Raw genomic sequence first — 16,764 nt, forward strand, 5'->3', positions numbered from 1 at the left:
GGACGCCAATGACGTTTCGCACCTACATCGTCGAGGACAGCTCGACGATCCGCGAGAACCTGATCGACACGCTGAAGGAGCTCGCGCAAGTGGAGCCGGTCGGCACCACCGAATCCGAGCACGAAGCCAAGCGCTGGCTGGCGCAGAACCCCTGGGACCTGGCCATCATCGACCTGTTCCTGCGCGAAGGCAGCGGCATGAACGTGCTGGACGCCTGCCGCGTGCGGGCCGCCGGCCAGAAGGTGGTGGTGCTGAGCAACCATTCCTCGCGCGACGTGCGCTGGCGCTGCATGCAGCTGGGCGCCGATGCGGTGTTCGACAAGTCGACGGAGCTGGAGGCGCTGATGGAGTACTGCTCGCGCCTGCGGCAGAAGAGCGACGATGCGGACGCGGCGGCTACAGCGGCTGGGAACGCTCTTCCGGCAGCACCTGCCTGAAGCGCGTATGCGACAGCGCCCCGGCCGAGTCCAGGATCGGGTAGGCGATGGAGCAGATGTGCGAGTTGATCCGCTTCAGGTCGCTGATCAGGTCCAGGTGCAGTGAGCTGGTCTCGATGCTCTGCACGGTGTTTTCGGCCAGCCGCGTGAGGTGCGTGCCCGCGTAGGCGCGCTCCAGGTCGCGAAAGCGCGCCTTCTCCTCCAACAGCTTCTGCGCGTCGCGCACCGTTCCGTTGAGGAACACGCTCATCCCCAGGCGCAGGTTGTCCAGCAGCCGCGCGTGCAGCTCGCAGATCTCGGCCATGCCGGCGTCCGAGAAGCTGCGGCCCTTCTTGATCTTCTTGTCCTCGATGTCCAGCAGGATGCGCTCGATGATGTCGCCGATCTGCTCCATGTTGATCGTGAAGCTGATGATGTCCGTCCAGCGCCGGCTTTCCTCTTCGCCCAGCGCCTCGCGCGAGATCTTGGTCAGGTAGTACTTGATCGCCGAATAGAGCTGGTCGACGGTGTCGTCCATCTTGCGCAGCTCTTCGGCCAGCCGCAGGTCGTTGTCCTTGATCACGCGCAGCATGCCGAGCAGCATGGTCTCCACCACGTCGGCCTGGTGCAGCGCCTCGCGCGCGGCGTTGGAGATGGCCAGCGAAGGCGTCGCCAGCGCCGACGGGTCCAGGTGATGCGGGCGTCCCGCCACCATCGACTTGTCGGCCTTGGGCAGCCAGTGCTCCACCCAGCGCGCCACGACGTGCACCCAGGCGATGAAGATCAGCGCGATCGCCACGTTGAACGAGAGGTGGAACAGGACCACGGCGGTCTGCGCGTCCAGCAGGTAGGGCTTGGTGTAGCGCAGCCATAGCCCCACGAAGGGCGCGGCCAGCAGCACGCCGACAGCCTTGAACACCAGGTTGCCCAGCGGCACCTGGCGCACCTCCACCGTGGAGTTGGCGGTGGCCAGCACGGCCAGCAGGCCGCTGCCCAGGTTGGCGCCGAGCGTCAGGCCGATGGCGACGTCCAGCGGGATGGCGCCGGACGCCGCCAGCGTGGCGGTGAGCAGCACGATGGCCAGGCTGGAATAGGCGACCACGGCCAGCACGGCGCCCACCGTGATCTCCAGCAGGATGTCGCTGGACAGCGAGGACAGCAACGCCCGCACGGCCGGCGCCTTGACCATGATGGCGGTGGACTCGGAGACCAGGCGCAGGGCCAGCAGCATCAGGCCCAGGCCGATCAGCACCCGGCCGACGCGGCCCACGGGCGTGGACTGGCGGGCGATGAACAGCAGCACGCCGACGAAGATCAGCAGCGGTGACAGCCAGGACAGGTCGAAGGAGAAGACGACCGTCATCAGGCTGGTGCCGATGTCGGCGCCCAGCATGACGGCCAGGGCGGTGGCGAGCGACACCACGCCTTGTCCCACGAACGAGGAGACGATCAGCGCGGTGGCGGTACTGGATTGCACCAGGGCCGTGACGCCGAGCCCGGCGAGCGCCGCCGCGGGCCGGGTGCCGATGCTGCGGGCCAGGACGTGCCGCAGGTTGGCGCCGAAGACGCGCAGGATGCCGGTGCGAACGAGATACGTGCCCCAGACCAACAGCGCGACGGCTGCCAGCAGGTTCAGCAGATGCTTCATTTTTGAACAATGATACGCCGGGCTGCAGGTGGACTGGGTAAACCTGTGGCGTGGATGCCTCTCCCTCCCCCATCGGGGGAGGGGTGGGGTGGGGGCGCTGGGGCGCTACCGGCTGCGCCGCACCCGCAACAACTCGTCGAGGATCAGGCTCACCGCCCCGATCGTGATGGCCGCGTCGGCGATGTTGAAGGCCGGGAAGTACCAGCGCTCCTGCCAGTGGACCTGTACGAAGTCCACCACGTAGCCATACAGCACCCGGTCGATCACGTTGCCGATGGCCCCGCCCAGGATGCAGGCCAGCGCGAACGAGAACAGCTTCTGGCCCGCATGGCTGCGCAACATATAGAGGATGAACAGCGTGGCGGCCACCCCGATGCCGGTGAACAGCCAGCGCTGCCAGCCGCCGGCGCCCGCCAGGAAGGAGAAGGCCGCGCCGGTGTTGTGGGCCCGCACGATGTTGAAGAACGACGTGATGGTGGTGGAGTCGCCCAGTTGGTAGTAGCCGAGGATCAGCACCTTGGTGAACTGGTCGGCGATCAGGATGATGAGCGCCAGGCCCAGCCAGGGGAGCATGCTGCCCTGGCTGCCGCCGCTACCGAGGGAGGAGAAGGTTTTTCCGCGGGCCATCAGGCGTGCACCCGGGGCTCACCGGGACCGAACAGGTTGGCGACGCAGCGGCCGCAAAGGGCGGGATGCTGCGGATCGACGCCGACGTCGGCCCGCCAGTGCCAGCAGCGGTCGCACTTGGCGTCCGTGCTGGGGACGGCGCGCACCGCCAGTGCGTCGCCGCGCTCCAGCGCCACCGCCGAAGCGATGAAGACGAACTTGAGGTCGTCGCCCAGCCCGGCCAGCAGCGCGTGGTCGTCAGGCCCGGCCGTCACCACCAGGTTGGCTTGCAGCGACGAGCCCACCTTGCCCTCGGAGCGCAGCGCCTCGATCTCCTTGTTGGCCACATCGCGGATCTCGCGGATGCGGTTCCACTTGGCCAGCAGCGCGGCGTCGGGGCTGCCGATCTCCGCGTATTCCTCGATGAAGATCGACTCGGAGTTGCCGAACACCTTCCACGCTTCCTCCGCCGTGAAACTGAGGAAGGGCGCCATCCAGCGCAGCATGGCGTGCGTGATGTTCCACAGCACCGTCTGCGCGCTGCGGCGCGCCAGCGACTTGGGTGCCGTGGTGTACAGGCGGTCCTTCAGGATGTCCAGGTAGAACGCGCCCAGGTCTTCCGAGCAGTACACCTGCAGCTTGGCAACGACGGGGTGGAACTCGTACACCTCGTAGTGCGCCAGCACCTCGGCCTGGAACTGCGCGGCACGCGACAGCGCGTAGCGGTCGATCTCCATCATCTCGGCCACCGGCACGGCGTCCTTGGCCGGGTCGAAATCGCTGACGTTGGCCAGCAGGAAGCGCAGCGTGTTGCGGATGCGGCGGTAGCCGTCGACCACGCGGGCCAGGATCTTGTCGTCGCCGGCGATGTCGCCCGAATAGTCGGAGGCGGCCACCCACAGGCGGATGATTTCGGCGCCGAGCTTGCTGCTCACCTGCTGGGGCTCGATGCCGTTGCCCAGCGACTTGGACATCTTGATGCCCTTGCTGTCCACCGTGAAGCCGTGCGTGAGCAGGCCGCGGTAGGGCGCGCGGCCGTACATCGCGCACGCGGTGAGCAGCGAGGAGTGGAACCAGCCGCGGTGCTGGTCGTGCCCTTCCAGGTACAGGTCCGCCTCGGGTCCGTTCTCGTGCGCGGCGCCTTCATGCGAACGCTTGAGCACCGTGGTGTGCGTGGTGCCGGAGTCGAACCACACCTCCAGGATGTCGGTGCTCTTGGTGTACTGCGGCGCGTCGGCCGCGGCGCCCACCTTGGCGAGGATCTCCCCGGCGGTCGCCTTGCTCCACGCCTCGATGCCGCCGGCCTGCACCATGTCGGCGGCCAGGTCCAGGATCGTCATCGTCTTCGGATGCAGCTCGCCCGTGTCCTTGTGCAGGAAGAAGGGCAGGGGCACGCCCCAGCTGCGCTGGCGGCTGATGCACCAGTCGGGGCGGCCGGCGATCATGTCGTGCAGGCGGGCCTTGCCGTTCTCCGGGAAGAAGCTGGTTTCCTCGATGGCGGCCAGCGCCATGTTGCGCAGCGTGTCGGGCGCCTTGTCCCTGGTGAACACGCCCACGCCTTCGTCCATGCGGATGAACCACTGCGCCGCGGCGCGGTAGATCACCGGCGACTTGTGGCGCCAGCAGTGCGGGTAGCTGTGGACGATGTTCTCGGTCGTCAGCAACCGGCCGGCCTTGTCCAGCGTGCCGATGATGTGCGGCACGGCCTTCCAGATGTTCTCGCCGCCGAACAGCGGGAAGTCGGGTGCGTACGATCCGTTGCCCTGCACCGGGTTCAGGATGTCGTCGTACTTCATGCCGTGCGCCACGCAGCTGTTGAAGTCGTCCAGGCCGTAGGCGGGCGAGGAGTGGACGATGCCGGTGCCGTCTTCGGCGGTGGCGTAGTCGGCCAGGTAGACCGGCGCGAGGCGCTTGTAGCCTGCGTCGACGTCGTACAGCGGGTGGCGGAATTCGAGCCCGGCGAGGTTCTTGCCGAGGGTGGTGCCGAGCACCTTGCCTTCGAGCTTGTAGCGGGCCAGCGCTTTTTCCACCAGCACCTCGGCCAGGATCAACTTGCCACGCGGCGTGTCGACGAGCGCGTAGACGATGTCCGGGTTCAGGTTCAGCGCCTGGTTGGCGGGGATGGTCCAGGCGGTGGTGGTCCAGATGACGGCGAAGATGTCACCGAGAGGGAGGAAGTCAGGACTCCCTCTCCCGCTTGCGGGAGAGGATTGGGGTGAGGGCAGGCCGAAGGCCGCATAGACCTTGGCAGCATCATCCGCCTGGAACGCCACATCCAGCGTCTGCGACTTCTTGTCGGCGTACTCGATCTCGAACTCCGCCAGCGAAGACCCGCAGTCGAAGCACCAGTACACCGGCTTCAGCCCGCGGTAGACGAAGCCGCGCTCCACCACGCGCTTGAACGCGCGGATCTCGTCGGCCTCGTTGCTGAAGTCCATCGTCTTGTAGGGATGGTCCCAGTCGCCCAGCACGCCCAGCCGCTTGAAGTCGGCCATCTGGATGCCGATCTGCTCGGTGGCGAAGGCGCGGCTCTTGGCCTGCATCTCGTCGCGCGGCAGGTTGCGGCCGAACTTCTTTTCGATCGCGTTCTCGATCGGCAGCCCGTGGCAGTCCCAGCCCGGGATGTACGCCGCGTCCAGCCCCTGGAGCTGGCGCGACTTGACGATCATGTCCTTGAGCACCTTGTTGACGGCGTGCCCCATGTGGATCTGGCCGTTGGCGTACGGCGGGCCGTCGTGCAGGACGAATTTCTGCCGCCCCCGCCGTGCCACGCGCAGGCGCTTGTAGAGGCCTTGTTCCTCCCACTCCTGCACCCAGCCGGGCTCGCGCTTGGGCAGGTCCCCGCGCATGGGGAAGGGCGTGTCGGGCAGGTTGAGGGTGGCGCGGTAATCGGTCTTGTCGGTCATGGAAATGCCTTGGATTCGTCATTCCGGCCTCGGGGCCGGAATCCAGCGTGATGAGCGGGGAGCCGTGGGTTGCGGCCGGAAGGCGCCGCAACGACGAATCAAATTCGGTCGCGCGTGGTCTGCCGCCGGGTTTCGGCGTGCGTGGAGGCGAAGAACGCCCGCGCCGCGTCGCAGTCCCGCGCGATGCCCGTCTTCAGGGCATCGAGACTGTCGTAACGCAGTTCGTCGTGCAGTTTGTGCAGCAGGTCCACGCGGATGATTTTACCGTAGGCCCCTTCGCCGCCCAGATGGGCCGGCCATTGCAGGCAATGGGTCTCCAGCAACACCCGCCCGCCGTTCACGTCGCGCGGGTCCAGCGAGGGCCGGATCCCCAGGTTGGCCACGCCCTCCAGCGGCTGGTCGCTCAGTCCGTGCACCCGCACCGCGAAGATCCCGCTGGCCGCCGGTTTCCAGTGGGCAAAGCGCAGGTTGAGCGTGCGGAATCCGAGCTCGCGCCCGAGCTTGCGGCCGTGCACCACGTGCCCGCTGATGCTGTACGGCCGCCCGAGCAGCGCGCCCGCGCCGGCCATGTCGCCACGCGCCAGCGCCTCGCGCACCGCCGAGCTGGACACGCGCAGTCCGTGCACCTCGTAGCTGTTCATCCGCGCCACGTCGAAGCCGTGGCGGCTGCCGGCGGAATCCAGCATCGCGTAGTCGCCGGCGCGCTTGGACCCGAAGCGGAAGTCGTCCCCGACCAGGACATATTTCGCGCCCAGGCCGCGGACCAGCACGTCGGCGATGAAGGCTTCCGGCTGCTGCCCGGACAGCCGCGCATCGAACTTCAGGATCACGCACTGGTCCACGCCGCACTTGGCCAGCTCGGTCAGCTTGTCGCGCAGCGTCGCCACGCGGGCCGGCGCCAGCTCGGGCTTGCGGTGCAGCGCGGCGAAGTAGTCGCGCGGGTGCGGCTCGAACGTGAGCACGCAGCTGGGCACGCCGCGGTGCCGCGCCTCGCTGTTCAGCAAGGCCAGCATGGCCTGGTGGCCGCGGTGCACGCCGTCGAAGTTGCCGATGGTGACGGCGCACGCCTTCGCGACCGTGGGGTGGTGGAAGCCTCGCAGGATCTGCATCGCAACTGGTATCTTTTTGATAGCAGGCCGCGGCGTGGCAAAAGGCCGACGCACGCATGGCCTGCAACAGGCGTATCACGAAAACACGGTATATTGTCTCTTACGCTGCCGCCCGGCAATGCGGCGTGGTGGCGCAGTAGTTTCGTGTCCCATGGGAGGCGTTGCTTGAAGGTCTTGAAGCTGTCCGCGCAGGGGTTGCCCCAGTCATGGATTTCGCTGGAGCAAGCGGTCCTGCACTATGCCGCCGACCAGGTTCGCTGGGAGGCCGGGGCCGATGTTGCCCGGTTTCGCGGCGGGATCAATGCCGCCAGCGGCCACCAGTCCCTGATCACCGTCAACAGCATCATCGGCACCAAGGGCGTGCCGAACATCAACCCCTTCGACCTGAAGCCGGGCCTCACCAACGGCAAGCTGTTCGCCCGCGACCGCAACGTCTGCGCCTACTGCGGCGACCTGCACGACGAGGAAGAGCTCACCCGCGAGCACATCATCCCCTTCGCGCAGAACGGCAAGGACCACTGGATGAACGTGGTGACGGCCTGCCGCGCCTGCAACCACCGCAAGGGCAGCCGCACGCCGGACCAGGCCGGCATGACGCTGCTGTATGCGCCCTACGTGCCCAGCCTGTGGGAAGACTTCATCCTGCGCAACCGCCGCATCCTGGCGGACCAGATGGAATTCCTGATGCAGCACCTGCCCAGGAATTCACGATTGCACGATTGCTGATCCTTCCATGCGGCGCCTAGCCATTGCCGTGGCCCTGGCCGCCGCGCCCCTGCTGGCGCAGGCGCACGTCAAGTGGTTCGCGCCTTACATCGTCGAAGCGCCGCCGCAACGCATCGCGGAAACGCTCACGGACCGCTGGTTCTGGATCGGGATCCTGATGGTGCTGGCGTTCTTCCTCGCCACCCGCGCCATCGAGAAGACGCGCGTCGGCACGACCATTCTGGCCGGCTTCGACAAGGTCAGCGGCCCGCTGTGGGCGCGCGGCGACGACTTCATGCGCTTCGTGATCGCCGCCTTCTTCGTGGCGATCTTCGCGGTGGGCGGCGTGTACCTCACGCCCGACCTGAAATCGCCCTACGAGTGGGTGTCGTGGATGCAGCTGGTGATCGCGGGCCTGGTGTTCTCGCGCCGGACCATGCCGTTGGCGGCGGCCGGCATCATCGGCCTGTGGCTGATGGCGCTGACGCAGTACGAGTTCTTCCACCTGCTCGACTACCTGGCGCTGGGCGTCGGCGTGGCGGCGTACCTGGTGCTGGCTGCGTCGAACAATCCGGAGTGGAACAAGTACCGCTTCGCCGTGCTGCGCTGGGGCGTGGCCATCGCTCTGATGTGGTCCAGCCTGGAGAAGTTCGCCTATCCGGACTGGTTCTACCCGCTGGTGGAAGAAAGACCGTTCCTCACCTTCGGGATGCCGCGCGACGTGTTCATTCCCATGGCCGGCGTCGCCGAGTTCACCATGGGGTTCGGCCTGCTGTGGACGGCGCTGATCCGCCGGCTCTCGGCGATCGCGCTGTTCGTCATCTTCAACGCGGCCGTCTACCCGTTCGGGCGGCTCGACCTGGTGGGCCACGCGCTGATCATGGCCGTGATCGTCATCATCTTCGCCGACCCGACGCCCCAGGTGCGCTTCGCCCTGCGACGCACGCTGGTGGCGATTCCGGCGACGCTGGTCGCCACCATGGCCGCCTTCGCCTTCACCTATTGGGGCCTGCATCACCTGCTGTATGGCGTGGACGGGCAATCGGGCGTGGCGTCGTCGAACAACTCACGCAGCACGCACGCGCCGGACCCGGAGCGGCCGCACGGGGCGCCCGCTGCGACGCCAGCGGCGCCGTCCGCGGGTGGTCATGGGCATGGGGCGCCGGCGGCCGCCGGCGGCACGGCCCAGGCCGCCTACCTGGCCAGCATGCAGCGCATGCACGCCGACATGGAAGCGGGCGTGAAGAATGCCGATGCGGACCAGGCCTTCGTGCGGGGAATGATCGCGCACCACCGCGCGGCCATCGAGATGGCGCAGATCCAGTTGCAACACGGCAAGGATGCGCAGCAGCGGCAGCTGGCCCAGTCGATCATCGCCACGCAGCAGCGGGAGATCGACGAGATGCAGGCCTGGTTGAAGCGGAGCGGGGGCTCGTAGTTCCCCGGGGTGACGACCTCAGAACGTCAACTCGAGCACCGTCACCTCGTTGTTCGCCGTCGGCCACGTCCGGCCGATCACCCGCTCGCCGTTGAACTCCGCCACCACGGCGCGCGGCGCGCCGCTGGGCTTGATGCGCGAGGCGGAGACGCCGGCTCCCGGCACCGCGCCCGGCGGCGGCGTGAGGCCGTCGAAGGACATCCAGTCGCGATGGGGGTCCAGGTAGCCGCGCGGCCGGTTCATGATCACCAGCGACGGCCCCGCCTGGTCCGCCGCCGGGATGCGCTCCGGCCTCATGTGCACCAGGTTGCTGCCGCGCTGGAAGGGGCTGCGATAGATGTGCGTGGTGGCGTAGCCGGCCGCGGTGATCACGAATTCGTGAAACGTCATCGGATCCGTGGTGAAGGGACCCCACAGGCCGGAGGCATCCACCACCCGCGTGTGCACCGGGCCGCCGCGCCGCTGGCCCGTGGCAGGGTCGATGGCAAAGACTTCCAGCCGGGCGCCCGGCAACGGCAGGTTGTTGGAGAAGTTGCCGCTGTCCGGGTCGGTGGACGACAGGCCCAGGCCCGTGATCTTGCCGTTCAGGACGACGCGCTGCTCCGGCTTGACGACCAGCAGCTTCGGCGGCTCGCCGGCGATGAAGCGATAGGCGGCGTCGAAGGCGCCCGCCGAAAATGCCGTCTCGCGATGGTCCACCTGCGGCAGCACCACGTTGGTCGCGCCCTTGAGCTGCGGGCCGTCGAAGGTGACGCCCGTCGGGGTGCCGCGCTTGCCGATCCACGTGCCGTCCGGCTGGGCGAACTTGTCGTTGTCGTCGGAGCGGATCGTCAGCCATTTCACCGGCCCGGCGACCTCGTCGCCATTGGCGTTCTTCGGCGCGTTGAGCATCGTGAGGAAGGGGCCGGCCCCCGCGAACTCGCTCCCGTTCGGCAAGCCCGCGACAGAATGCCAGACGCCGTGGTTCGGCGTCCCGCCGAGGATCGCGTGACTGACCGTGGTCGCGCCGCCGCCGTTCTGGATGTAGTTGCGCACCGCGTAGCCGCCGCGGGAGTTGGCCATCAGCACGACCTGGCTCGCACCGGTGGCCCGGAGCACTTTCTCGACTTCGGCCTTCAGGAACGCCATGTGTTCGGCGGTGGATGTGCGGCCCGGCTGCGGATTCGCATCGACGTCGCGCGCCAGCGGGTACGGCAGGTCGATCGCATACAGCCGTTCACGTGGCCATTCGTTCGACTCGAAGCGCCAGAGAGTGCTCTGCCAGATCGAGGCCGAGTCCCCGTTGCCATGCACGAAGACGATGGGCGGGTATCCGTTCTTGAACGGGTTGGTCGCGCAGGCCGTGAGGGCGAACGCGCCGGAGGCGGCGAGGAACGCTCGGCGTGTCGTCATGCAAACACGCCCGCGGTGTCCTGCATGCGCTCCGACACTTCGCCCAGGTGGTGCAGCGTGTCGCCGTAGACCATCTCCAGCTGCGTGAGCTTCTTGAAGAAGTGGCTGCCCACGTATTCATCGGTCACGCCGATGCCGCCGTGCAGTTGTACCGAATTCTGGCCGACGAAGCGCATCGCCACCCCCAGCTGGTACTTGGCGCGCGACATCGCGCGGCGACGCTCGTCCGCCGGCGCGTTGAGCTTCAACGACGCGTAGTAGCTCATGGAGCGCGCCAGCTCCTGCTGCATCTTCATGTCGGCCATGCGATGGCGCAGGGCCTGGAAGGTGGCCAGCGTCGTGCCGAACTGCTTGCGGGTGTTCATGTATTCGGCGGTCAGGATCATCGTCCTGTCGATCACGCCCACAGCCTCGGCGCAGGTGCATGCGATGCCGATGTCCACGCCATGCTCCAGCGCGGTCAGGCCGTCTTCGGTCACCAGCGTGGCGGCCGCATCGCGCAGGGTGACTTCGGCGGCGCGGCTGCCGTCCAGCGCGGGATAGCCGCGGGTGGTGACGCCTTGCGCCTGCCGCTCCACCAGGAACAGCGCGATCTTGCCCTTGGCGCGCGCCGGCACCAGGAAGGCGTCGGCATGGTCGCCCGCGGGCACGACGCTCTTCTCGCCGCTGACTTTCCAGCTGCTACCCGACTGCGTGGCCTGCGTCTCGCACTGGTCCAGGCGGTAGCGGCCCTTGCGCTCCTGGTGCGCCAGCACCACCAGCGCCTCGCCGCTGGAAATCTTCGGCAGCCATTGCGCACGCAGCGCGTCCGGCGCATAGCCGCCCAGCATGCCGCTGGCCACCAGCGTCTGCCCGAGCGGCTCCATCACGTTGCCGCGGCCCAGTTCTTCCAGCACCACCATCGCCTCGACCGGGCCCATGCCCATGCCGCCGTGTTCTTCGGAGGTGTACAGGCCCGTCAGGCCCAGCTCCGCCAGTTCGTTGTAGGCCGCGCGATCGAAGCCGCCCGCCTTGGTGATGCCCTGCCGGCGCTCGAAGCCGTAGCTGCGATCCACCCACTTGCGCACGGCGTCGCGCAACTGTTCCTGCTCGTCCGAGAAATTGAAGTCCATGGTTGTCTCCTCAGCCCAGCACCGTTTGCGCAACGATGTTCCGTTGCACTTCGTTGGAACCGCCGTAGATGGTGGTCTTGCGCATGTTCAGGTAGGTCGCGGCCAGCGGCGCGACGTGCGCAGCTCCGACGAAGTCGCCCTGGTAGCCCGCTTCCATCGCTTCCTTGATGAAGGGGATGGCGAAGGGGCCGGCGGCCAGCATCATCAGCTCGCTGTAGCGCTGCTGGATCTCGCTGCCCTTGATCTTCAGCAGCCCGGCGATGTCCAGCGGATTCTTGCCGGACTTCTCGGCCGACAGCACGCGCAGCACCAGCATTTCCAGTGCCACCACGTCCACTTCCAGCCGCGCGATCTCGTCGCGGAAGCGCGTGTCGGTGTACACGCCCTCGCTCTTGGCGATGCGCTTCAGGCGTTCCAGCTCGCGCTTGGCGCGGTTGACGTCGGCGATGTTGGTGCGCTCGTGCGAAAGCAGGTGCTTGGCGTAGGTCCAGCCCTTGTTCTCTTCGCCGATCAGGTTGTTGGCCGGCACTTCGACGTTGTCGAAGAACACTTCGTTGACTTCGTGGCCGCCGTCCAGCATGGTGATGGGACGCACCGTGACGCCGGGCGACTTCATGTCGATCAGCAGGAAGGAGATGCCGGTCTGCGGCTTGCCCTCGGTCGACGTGCGCACCAGGCAGAAGATCCATTCGCCGTACTGCGCCAGCGTGGTCCAGGTCTTCTGGCCGTTGACGATGTACTTGTCGCCCTTGCGCTCGGCGCGCGTCTTCAGCGAGGCCAGGTCGGAGCCCGAGCCCGGCTCGCTGTAGCCCTGGCTCCACCACACCTCGCCGCTGGCGATGCCCGGCAGGAAGCGCTGTTGCTGCTCGGGCGAGCCGAAGGCCATGATCACCGGCGCCACCATCACCGGGCCGAAGGGCACGATGCGCGGCGCGCCGGCCAGCGCGGTTTCTTCCTCGAACAGGTGCTTCTGCACGGCCGTCCAGCCGGGGCCGCCGAATTGCTTGGGCCAGCCGTAGCCCAGCCAGCCCTTCTTGCCGAGGATCTTGGCCCAGCGCTGCATGTCGTCGCGCGTCAGGTGCAGCGCGTTGTGCACCTTGTGCGCGATCTCTTCCGGCAGGTTGCTGCGCACCCAGGCGCGGACGTCCTCGCGGAACTGCTGTTCTTCGGGGGTGAAGGCTAGATCCATGTGATGTCTCCGGTGATGCGCCGGGGTCCGCTACGCGGAACCCGGCCTACGAGCCGAGTCGGCCACAGTTCGTAGGCCGGGTTCGGCGACTAGCCGACCCCGGCATTCGTGCGGTCCGCCGCAATCGTAGGCCGGGTTCGGCGACAAGCCGACCCCGGCATTCGTGTGGTCGCCGCAATCGTAGGCCCGGTTCGGCAACAAGCCGACCCCGGCATTCGTGCGGTCGTCGCAATTTAAGCACGGTCGTTCGGTTCGGGGTGTCCAGGTTGCGACAAACCGAGCTGGCTCCTCAGGTCCTCGACGGCAGCGCGCAGGAAGGCGACCTCTTCTTCCAGCACGCTCACCCGGCCGGCGAGGCCGATGACCTGGGGTACGGCGGCGGGCTCGGGCGCGGCTTCCTCGGTCATGTCCACCGGCCCGCACAGAAGGTGCGCCCAGCGCGTCTCGCGTGTGCCGCTGCCGCGCGGCAACTGCACCGCCAGCGGGCCGCCCTTTTCCTCGGAGCGGTCGCGCATCTCCTCGAGGAATCCCTCGACCGATGAAATGTCGGCGAAGCGGTACCAGCGCTCGCTGTGGATGCGCAGCTCGCCCGCCGTCTGCGGCCCGCGCAGCATCAGCAGGCCGAGCAGCACGGCCGATTGTTCCGGCACCACCAGCGCGCGCTGCAGGTTGTGCTCCCAGCGGTCGACGCGGCTGCCGCGCGCGGTGAACGCGAGCGAGCGGCGCTTCAACCCGTCCAGCGCTTCCTGCACCTGCGACTCCGTGAGGTTGGTGATCGGGTCGCGGCTGCTTTTCTGGTTGCAGCCCGCCACCAGCCCGTTCAGCGTCATGGGGTAGCTGTCCGGCACGGTGCGGGCCTTCTCCATCAAGGTGCCGAGCACTCGCGCCTCGGCCGGGGTGAGGGGGGCATGGATCATGTTGAATCAGAATAGCGCCTGCGTGCAAGCACTCCGGCGCGGTGCGCCCCTTCGGGCGGCCGTGCGGGGCGCAGGATAATCGCGGTCGACATGAAGAACATCGTGATTCTGATCTCCGGCGGAGGCTCCAACATGGCGGCGATCGTACGCGCCGCGCAGCGGGACCAATGGCGCAAGCTCTACGGAGCGGAGATTACCGCGGTGATCAGCAACCGCGCCGATGCCGGCGGCCTGGCGCTGGCGCGCGAGCAGGGCATCGCCGCCGAAGTGGTGGACCACAAGGCCTTCGCCAGCCGCGAGGCCTTCGACGACGCGCTGGCTGCCGCGATCGACCGCCACCAGCCCGCGCTGCTGGTGCTGGCCGGCTTCATGCGCATCCTCACGCCGGGCTTCGTGGCGCGTTACACCGGCCGCATGCTGAACATCCACCCCTCGCTGCTGCCGGCCTTCCCCGGCCTGCACACGCACCAGCGCGCGCTCCAGGCCGGTTGCCGCATCGCCGGCGCCACCGTGCACCAGGTGACGGCCGAACTCGATCACGGGCCGATCCTCGCGCAGGCGGCGGTGCCGGTGCTCGCGGGCGATACGCCGGAGTCCCTGGCTGCGCGCGTGCTGACGCAGGAGCACATCATCTATCCCCGCGCCATCGCCGACCTGCTCCCCACCTTGTAGCCGCCATGCATCCCAAAGCCTTGCTGGACGCATGCGCGGACCTCGTCGCGCAGGTGTTGAAATTCGACCACCCCGCCGACGCCACGGTGGCGCGCTTTTTCCGCGAGCACCGCTCGCTCGGCCCGCGCGAGCGCGCCACGCTGACCGACACGGTGTATGCGGTGGTGCGCCGCAAGCTGCTGTACGAGCACCTGGCCGGCTCCGGCAGCGGCGCGCGCGAGCGCCGGCTGGCGATCCTGGGCTTCGCCGCGCCGCGCGACTTCCTGAAAAGCGCGCTGACGGAGCAGGAAAAAGCGTGGCTCGACGCCTGCGATGCAGTGGACCCCGCCACGTTGCTGGAGCGGCACCGCCACAACCTGCCCGAGTGGCTGGCCACCGCGCTGAAAGAGCAAGTGGGCGATGACTTCTGGCCGCTGGTGCAAAGCCTGGGCGAGCTTGCGCCGCTGGACCTGCGCGTCAACGCGTTGACGGACAAGCGAGACGACGTGCTGCAGGAGCTCGCGCTTGCCGGCATCCCCGCCAAGCCGACGCCTTATTCCCCCTGGGGGCTGCGCCTGGACGGCAAGCCGTCGCTGGCCAAGGTGGACGCCTTCGCGCGCGGCGCAGTGGAAGTGCAGGACGAAGGCTCGCAGCTGCTGGCACTGCTCACCGATGCGCGGCGCGGCCAGATGGTGGTGGATTTCTGCGCCGGCGCGGGGGGCAAGACGCTCGCGCTGGGCGCCGCGATGCGCAACACCGGGCGGCTGTACGCCTTCGACACGTCGGGCCACCGCCTGGACAACCTCAAGCCACGCCTGGCGCGCAGCAAGTTGTCCAACGTGCATCCGGCCGCCATCGCCCACGAGCGCGACGACCGCATCAAGCGGCTGGCCGGCAAGATCGATCGAGTGATCGTGGATGCGCCGTGCTCCGGACTCGGGACCCTGCGGCGCAATCCGGACCTGAAGTGGCGCCAGGCGCCGCAAACGCTGGCGGAGGTGACGAAACTGCAGGCGGCGATCCTGGAAAGCGCCGCGCGGCTGTTGAAGCCGGGCGGCCGTATCGTCTATGCCACGTGCAGCCTGTTGCGCGCCGAAAACGAGGACATCGCGGCCGCGTTCACGGCCGCACACCGCGATTTCAGGCGTTTATCCGTGCAGGAGCTGCTGGAAGGGCACAAGATCGCTGCGGCTGCCAGCCTCTGCAGTGCGGACGGGCAGGACCTGCGGCTTTGGCCCCACAGGCATGGGACGGACGGTTTTTACGCGGCGGCCTGGGAAAAAGTCCAGTGATGACCGGTACTTAGGGCAAAAACACTAACTCGGGGGAACCCTAACCCGTAGAATCCGTCCTACTCGTACGCAGGAGGCTTCCTGCGGGTGTTCCGTTGCAAGCGAAAGAGATTTTCCATCCATGTTGCTCCCTGACTGGGCTGTTCTGAACGCGGCCATCGATTGGCTCGGTAATGGTCTGTGGAACCTGGCCTGGTGGCAGGTCGTCCTGTACACGCTTGCGACCACGCACATCACCATCGCCGCCGTCACCATCTTCCTGCACCGTGCGCAAGCGCACCGGGCGATGGATCTGCACGCGATCCCCTCGCACTTCTTCCGCTTCTGGCTCTGGCTGGGCACGGGCATGGTCACCAAGGAATGGGTCGCCATCCACCGCAAGCACCACGCCAAGTGCGAGACCGCCGAAGACCCGCACAGCCCGCAGACGCGCGGCATCGAGACCGTGTTCTGGAAGGGCGCCGAGCTGTATCGCGCCGAGTCCAAGAACAAGGAAACCATGGCCAAGTTCGGCCACGGCACGCCGGACGACTGGCTCGAGCGCAACCTGTACGCCCGCTACAGCTGGCAAGGCGTGGGCCTGATGCTGATCCTGAACGTGGCGCTGTTCGGCATGGCCGGCCTGGCCGTGTGGGCCGTGCAGATGCTGTGGATCCCGATCACCGCGGCGGGCATCATCAACGGCATCGGCCACTACTGGGGCTACCGCAACTTCGAGGCGCCGGACGCCAGCACCAACATCTCGCCCTGGGGCGTGATCATCGGTGGCGAAGAGCTGCACAACAACCACCACACCTACCCGACGTCGGCCAAGTTCTCGGTCAAGAAGTACGAGTTCGACATGGGCTGGGTCTACATCAGCCTGATGCAGAAGATCGGCTGGGCCACGGTCAAGAAGATTCCGCCGAAGCTGGTGCTGGGCGCGATCAAGCCGGTGGCCGACGAAAAGACGCTGGAGGCGGTGATCGCCAACCGCTACGAAGTGATGGCCGGCTACGCCCGCGAAATGCGTCGTGCGTGCACCGCGGAGATCGCTTCGCTGCGCGCCAAGGGCCATGACCTGTCGAAGCTGGAAGCCGCCAGGCGCTGGCTGCACCGCGACGACGACAAGGTGCCGGCGCCCATGCGCCCGCACCTTGCGCAGGCCCGTGCCGCGCACCCCGTGCTGGACAAGATGGTGACCATGCGCGAAGAGCTGCGCCAGATGTGGATGAGCACCAACCAGACGCGCGAACAGCTCACCGCCGACCTGCAGGCCTGGTGCCGGCGGGCCGAGGAAAGCGGGATCGACGCGCTGCGGCAGTTCTCGTTGAAGCTGCGCGCTGCTCACGCCTGACGGCGATACGCACCAACGAAAAGGCCCGCTGATGCGGGCCTTTTCAT

General features: G+C 67.6%; 14 protein-coding genes. 6 read left to right on the top strand and 8 right to left on the bottom strand.

Features of this window, described 5'->3' with window-relative positions; genetic code table 11:
- The first annotated feature begins 8 nt into the window (after nucleotides 1-8).
- Complete coding sequence (locus WG902_RS11900; protein WP_340060299.1) at nucleotides 9-437, top strand: response regulator; 429 nt, start codon at nucleotides 9-11, stop codon at nucleotides 435-437.
- On the opposite strand, the gene WG902_RS11905 is transcribed toward WG902_RS11900, so the two are convergent.
- The 4 genes from WG902_RS11905 to WG902_RS11920 form a co-directional block, all read right to left on the bottom strand.
- Nucleotides 397-2,064 (bottom strand): Na/Pi cotransporter family protein, encoded by a 1,668-nt coding sequence (locus WG902_RS11905; protein ID WP_340060300.1) that lies wholly within the window; start codon nucleotides 2,062-2,064, stop codon nucleotides 397-399. The two genes, WG902_RS11900 and WG902_RS11905, sit on opposite strands and share 41 nt — an antisense overlap.
- A gap of 105 nt (nucleotides 2,065-2,169) precedes the next feature.
- Nucleotides 2,170-2,691 (bottom strand): signal peptidase II, encoded by a 522-nt coding sequence (lspA, locus tag WG902_RS11910; RefSeq protein WP_340060301.1) that lies wholly within the window; start codon nucleotides 2,689-2,691, stop codon nucleotides 2,170-2,172.
- Nucleotides 2,691-5,576 carry an isoleucine--tRNA ligase gene (ileS, locus tag WG902_RS11915; RefSeq protein ID WP_340060302.1) on the bottom strand — a complete coding sequence of 962 codons (2,886 nt, stop codon included), beginning with the start codon at nucleotides 5,574-5,576 and terminating at the stop codon, nucleotides 2,691-2,693. Before ileS ends, lspA begins: the two co-directional genes overlap by 1 nt.
- 98 nt (nucleotides 5,577-5,674) lie before the next feature.
- Entirely contained in the window at nucleotides 5,675-6,685 is a 1,011-nt protein-coding gene (locus tag WG902_RS11920; RefSeq protein WP_340060303.1) for a bifunctional riboflavin kinase/FAD synthetase, read from the bottom strand.
- A gap of 165 nt (nucleotides 6,686-6,850) precedes the next feature.
- Between WG902_RS11920 and WG902_RS11925 the strand changes: the two genes are divergently transcribed.
- Together WG902_RS11925 and copM are read left to right on the top strand one after the other, a co-directional pair.
- The gene (locus tag WG902_RS11925) at nucleotides 6,851-7,411 is read left to right on the top strand and encodes an HNH endonuclease (protein ID WP_340060304.1); all 561 of its coding nucleotides are present in this window, start codon (nucleotides 6,851-6,853) and stop codon (nucleotides 7,409-7,411) included.
- A 7-nt stretch (nucleotides 7,412-7,418) separates the two neighbouring features.
- The gene (copM, locus tag WG902_RS11930) at nucleotides 7,419-8,828 is read left to right on the top strand and encodes a CopM family metallochaperone (protein WP_340060305.1); all 1,410 of its coding nucleotides are present in this window, start codon (nucleotides 7,419-7,421) and stop codon (nucleotides 8,826-8,828) included.
- An 18-nt stretch (nucleotides 8,829-8,846) separates the two neighbouring features.
- Here copM and WG902_RS11935 read toward each other — a convergent pair whose 3' ends face one another.
- From WG902_RS11935 to WG902_RS11950, 4 genes are all read right to left on the bottom strand, one after another.
- Nucleotides 8,847-10,220, bottom strand: coding sequence for an alpha/beta fold hydrolase (locus WG902_RS11935; RefSeq protein ID WP_340060306.1), 1,374 nt, complete (start codon nucleotides 10,218-10,220; stop codon nucleotides 8,847-8,849).
- Nucleotides 10,217-11,332, bottom strand: coding sequence for an acyl-CoA dehydrogenase family protein (locus WG902_RS11940; RefSeq protein WP_340060307.1), 1,116 nt, complete (start codon nucleotides 11,330-11,332; stop codon nucleotides 10,217-10,219). The genes WG902_RS11935 and WG902_RS11940 overlap by 4 nt, the downstream gene beginning before the upstream one ends.
- A 10-nt stretch (nucleotides 11,333-11,342) precedes the next feature.
- Complete coding sequence (locus WG902_RS11945) at nucleotides 11,343-12,521, bottom strand: acyl-CoA dehydrogenase family protein (RefSeq protein ID WP_340060308.1); 1,179 nt, start codon at nucleotides 12,519-12,521, stop codon at nucleotides 11,343-11,345.
- A 233-nt stretch (nucleotides 12,522-12,754) separates the two neighbouring features.
- Nucleotides 12,755-13,438 (bottom strand): YceH family protein, encoded by a 684-nt coding sequence (locus WG902_RS11950; RefSeq protein WP_340060309.1) that lies wholly within the window; start codon nucleotides 13,436-13,438, stop codon nucleotides 12,755-12,757.
- A 90-nt stretch (nucleotides 13,439-13,528) separates the two neighbouring features.
- On the opposite strand from WG902_RS11950, the gene purN reads away from it, so the two are divergent.
- The 3 genes from purN to WG902_RS11965 all read left to right on the top strand — a co-directional run bounded on the left by purN (nucleotide 13,529) and on the right by WG902_RS11965 (nucleotide 16,717).
- Nucleotides 13,529-14,110: a phosphoribosylglycinamide formyltransferase gene (gene purN, locus WG902_RS11955; protein ID WP_340060310.1), complete on the top strand. Its 582-nt coding sequence runs from the start codon at nucleotides 13,529-13,531 to the stop codon at nucleotides 14,108-14,110.
- A 5-nt stretch (nucleotides 14,111-14,115) separates the two neighbouring features.
- The gene (locus tag WG902_RS11960; RefSeq protein ID WP_340060311.1) at nucleotides 14,116-15,381 is read left to right on the top strand and encodes an RsmB/NOP family class I SAM-dependent RNA methyltransferase; all 1,266 of its coding nucleotides are present in this window, start codon (nucleotides 14,116-14,118) and stop codon (nucleotides 15,379-15,381) included.
- Between the two features lie 121 nt (nucleotides 15,382-15,502).
- Complete coding sequence (locus WG902_RS11965) at nucleotides 15,503-16,717, top strand: DesA family fatty acid desaturase (protein WP_340060312.1); 1,215 nt, start codon at nucleotides 15,503-15,505, stop codon at nucleotides 16,715-16,717.
- Nucleotides 16,718-16,764: the final 47 nt, after the last annotated feature.

Source organism: Ramlibacter sp. PS3R-8 (assembly GCF_037572435.1).
GTDB lineage: Bacteria > Pseudomonadota > Gammaproteobacteria > Burkholderiales > Burkholderiaceae_C > Ramlibacter.

Excerpts from the sequence above, each read along its gene's own strand:
- WG902_RS11900 (WP_340060299.1), top strand. The coding sequence starts at position 9 with ATGACGTTTCGCACCTACATCGTCGAGGACAGCTCGACGATCCGCGAG.
- ileS (WP_340060302.1), bottom strand. The coding sequence starts at position 5,576 with ATGACCGACAAGACCGATTACCGCGCCACCCTCAACCTGCCCGACACG.
- WG902_RS11920 (WP_340060303.1), bottom strand. The coding sequence starts at position 6,685 with ATGCAGATCCTGCGAGGCTTCCACCACCCCACGGTCGCGAAGGCGTGC.
- WG902_RS11945 (WP_340060308.1), bottom strand. The coding sequence starts at position 12,521 with ATGGATCTAGCCTTCACCCCCGAAGAACAGCAGTTCCGCGAGGACGTC.
- copM (WP_340060305.1), top strand. The coding sequence starts at position 7,419 with ATGCGGCGCCTAGCCATTGCCGTGGCCCTGGCCGCCGCGCCCCTGCTG.
- WG902_RS11950 (WP_340060309.1), bottom strand. The coding sequence starts at position 13,438 with ATGATCCATGCCCCCCTCACCCCGGCCGAGGCGCGAGTGCTCGGCACC.
- WG902_RS11960 (WP_340060311.1), top strand. The coding sequence starts at position 14,116 with ATGCATCCCAAAGCCTTGCTGGACGCATGCGCGGACCTCGTCGCGCAG.
- lspA (WP_340060301.1), bottom strand. The coding sequence starts at position 2,691 with ATGGCCCGCGGAAAAACCTTCTCCTCCCTCGGTAGCGGCGGCAGCCAG.
- WG902_RS11940 (WP_340060307.1), bottom strand. The coding sequence starts at position 11,332 with ATGGACTTCAATTTCTCGGACGAGCAGGAACAGTTGCGCGACGCCGTG.
- purN (WP_340060310.1), top strand. The coding sequence starts at position 13,529 with ATGAAGAACATCGTGATTCTGATCTCCGGCGGAGGCTCCAACATGGCG.
- WG902_RS11965 (WP_340060312.1), top strand. The coding sequence starts at position 15,503 with ATGTTGCTCCCTGACTGGGCTGTTCTGAACGCGGCCATCGATTGGCTC.
- WG902_RS11905 (WP_340060300.1), bottom strand. The coding sequence starts at position 2,064 with ATGAAGCATCTGCTGAACCTGCTGGCAGCCGTCGCGCTGTTGGTCTGG.
- WG902_RS11935 (WP_340060306.1), bottom strand. The coding sequence starts at position 10,220 with ATGACGACACGCCGAGCGTTCCTCGCCGCCTCCGGCGCGTTCGCCCTC.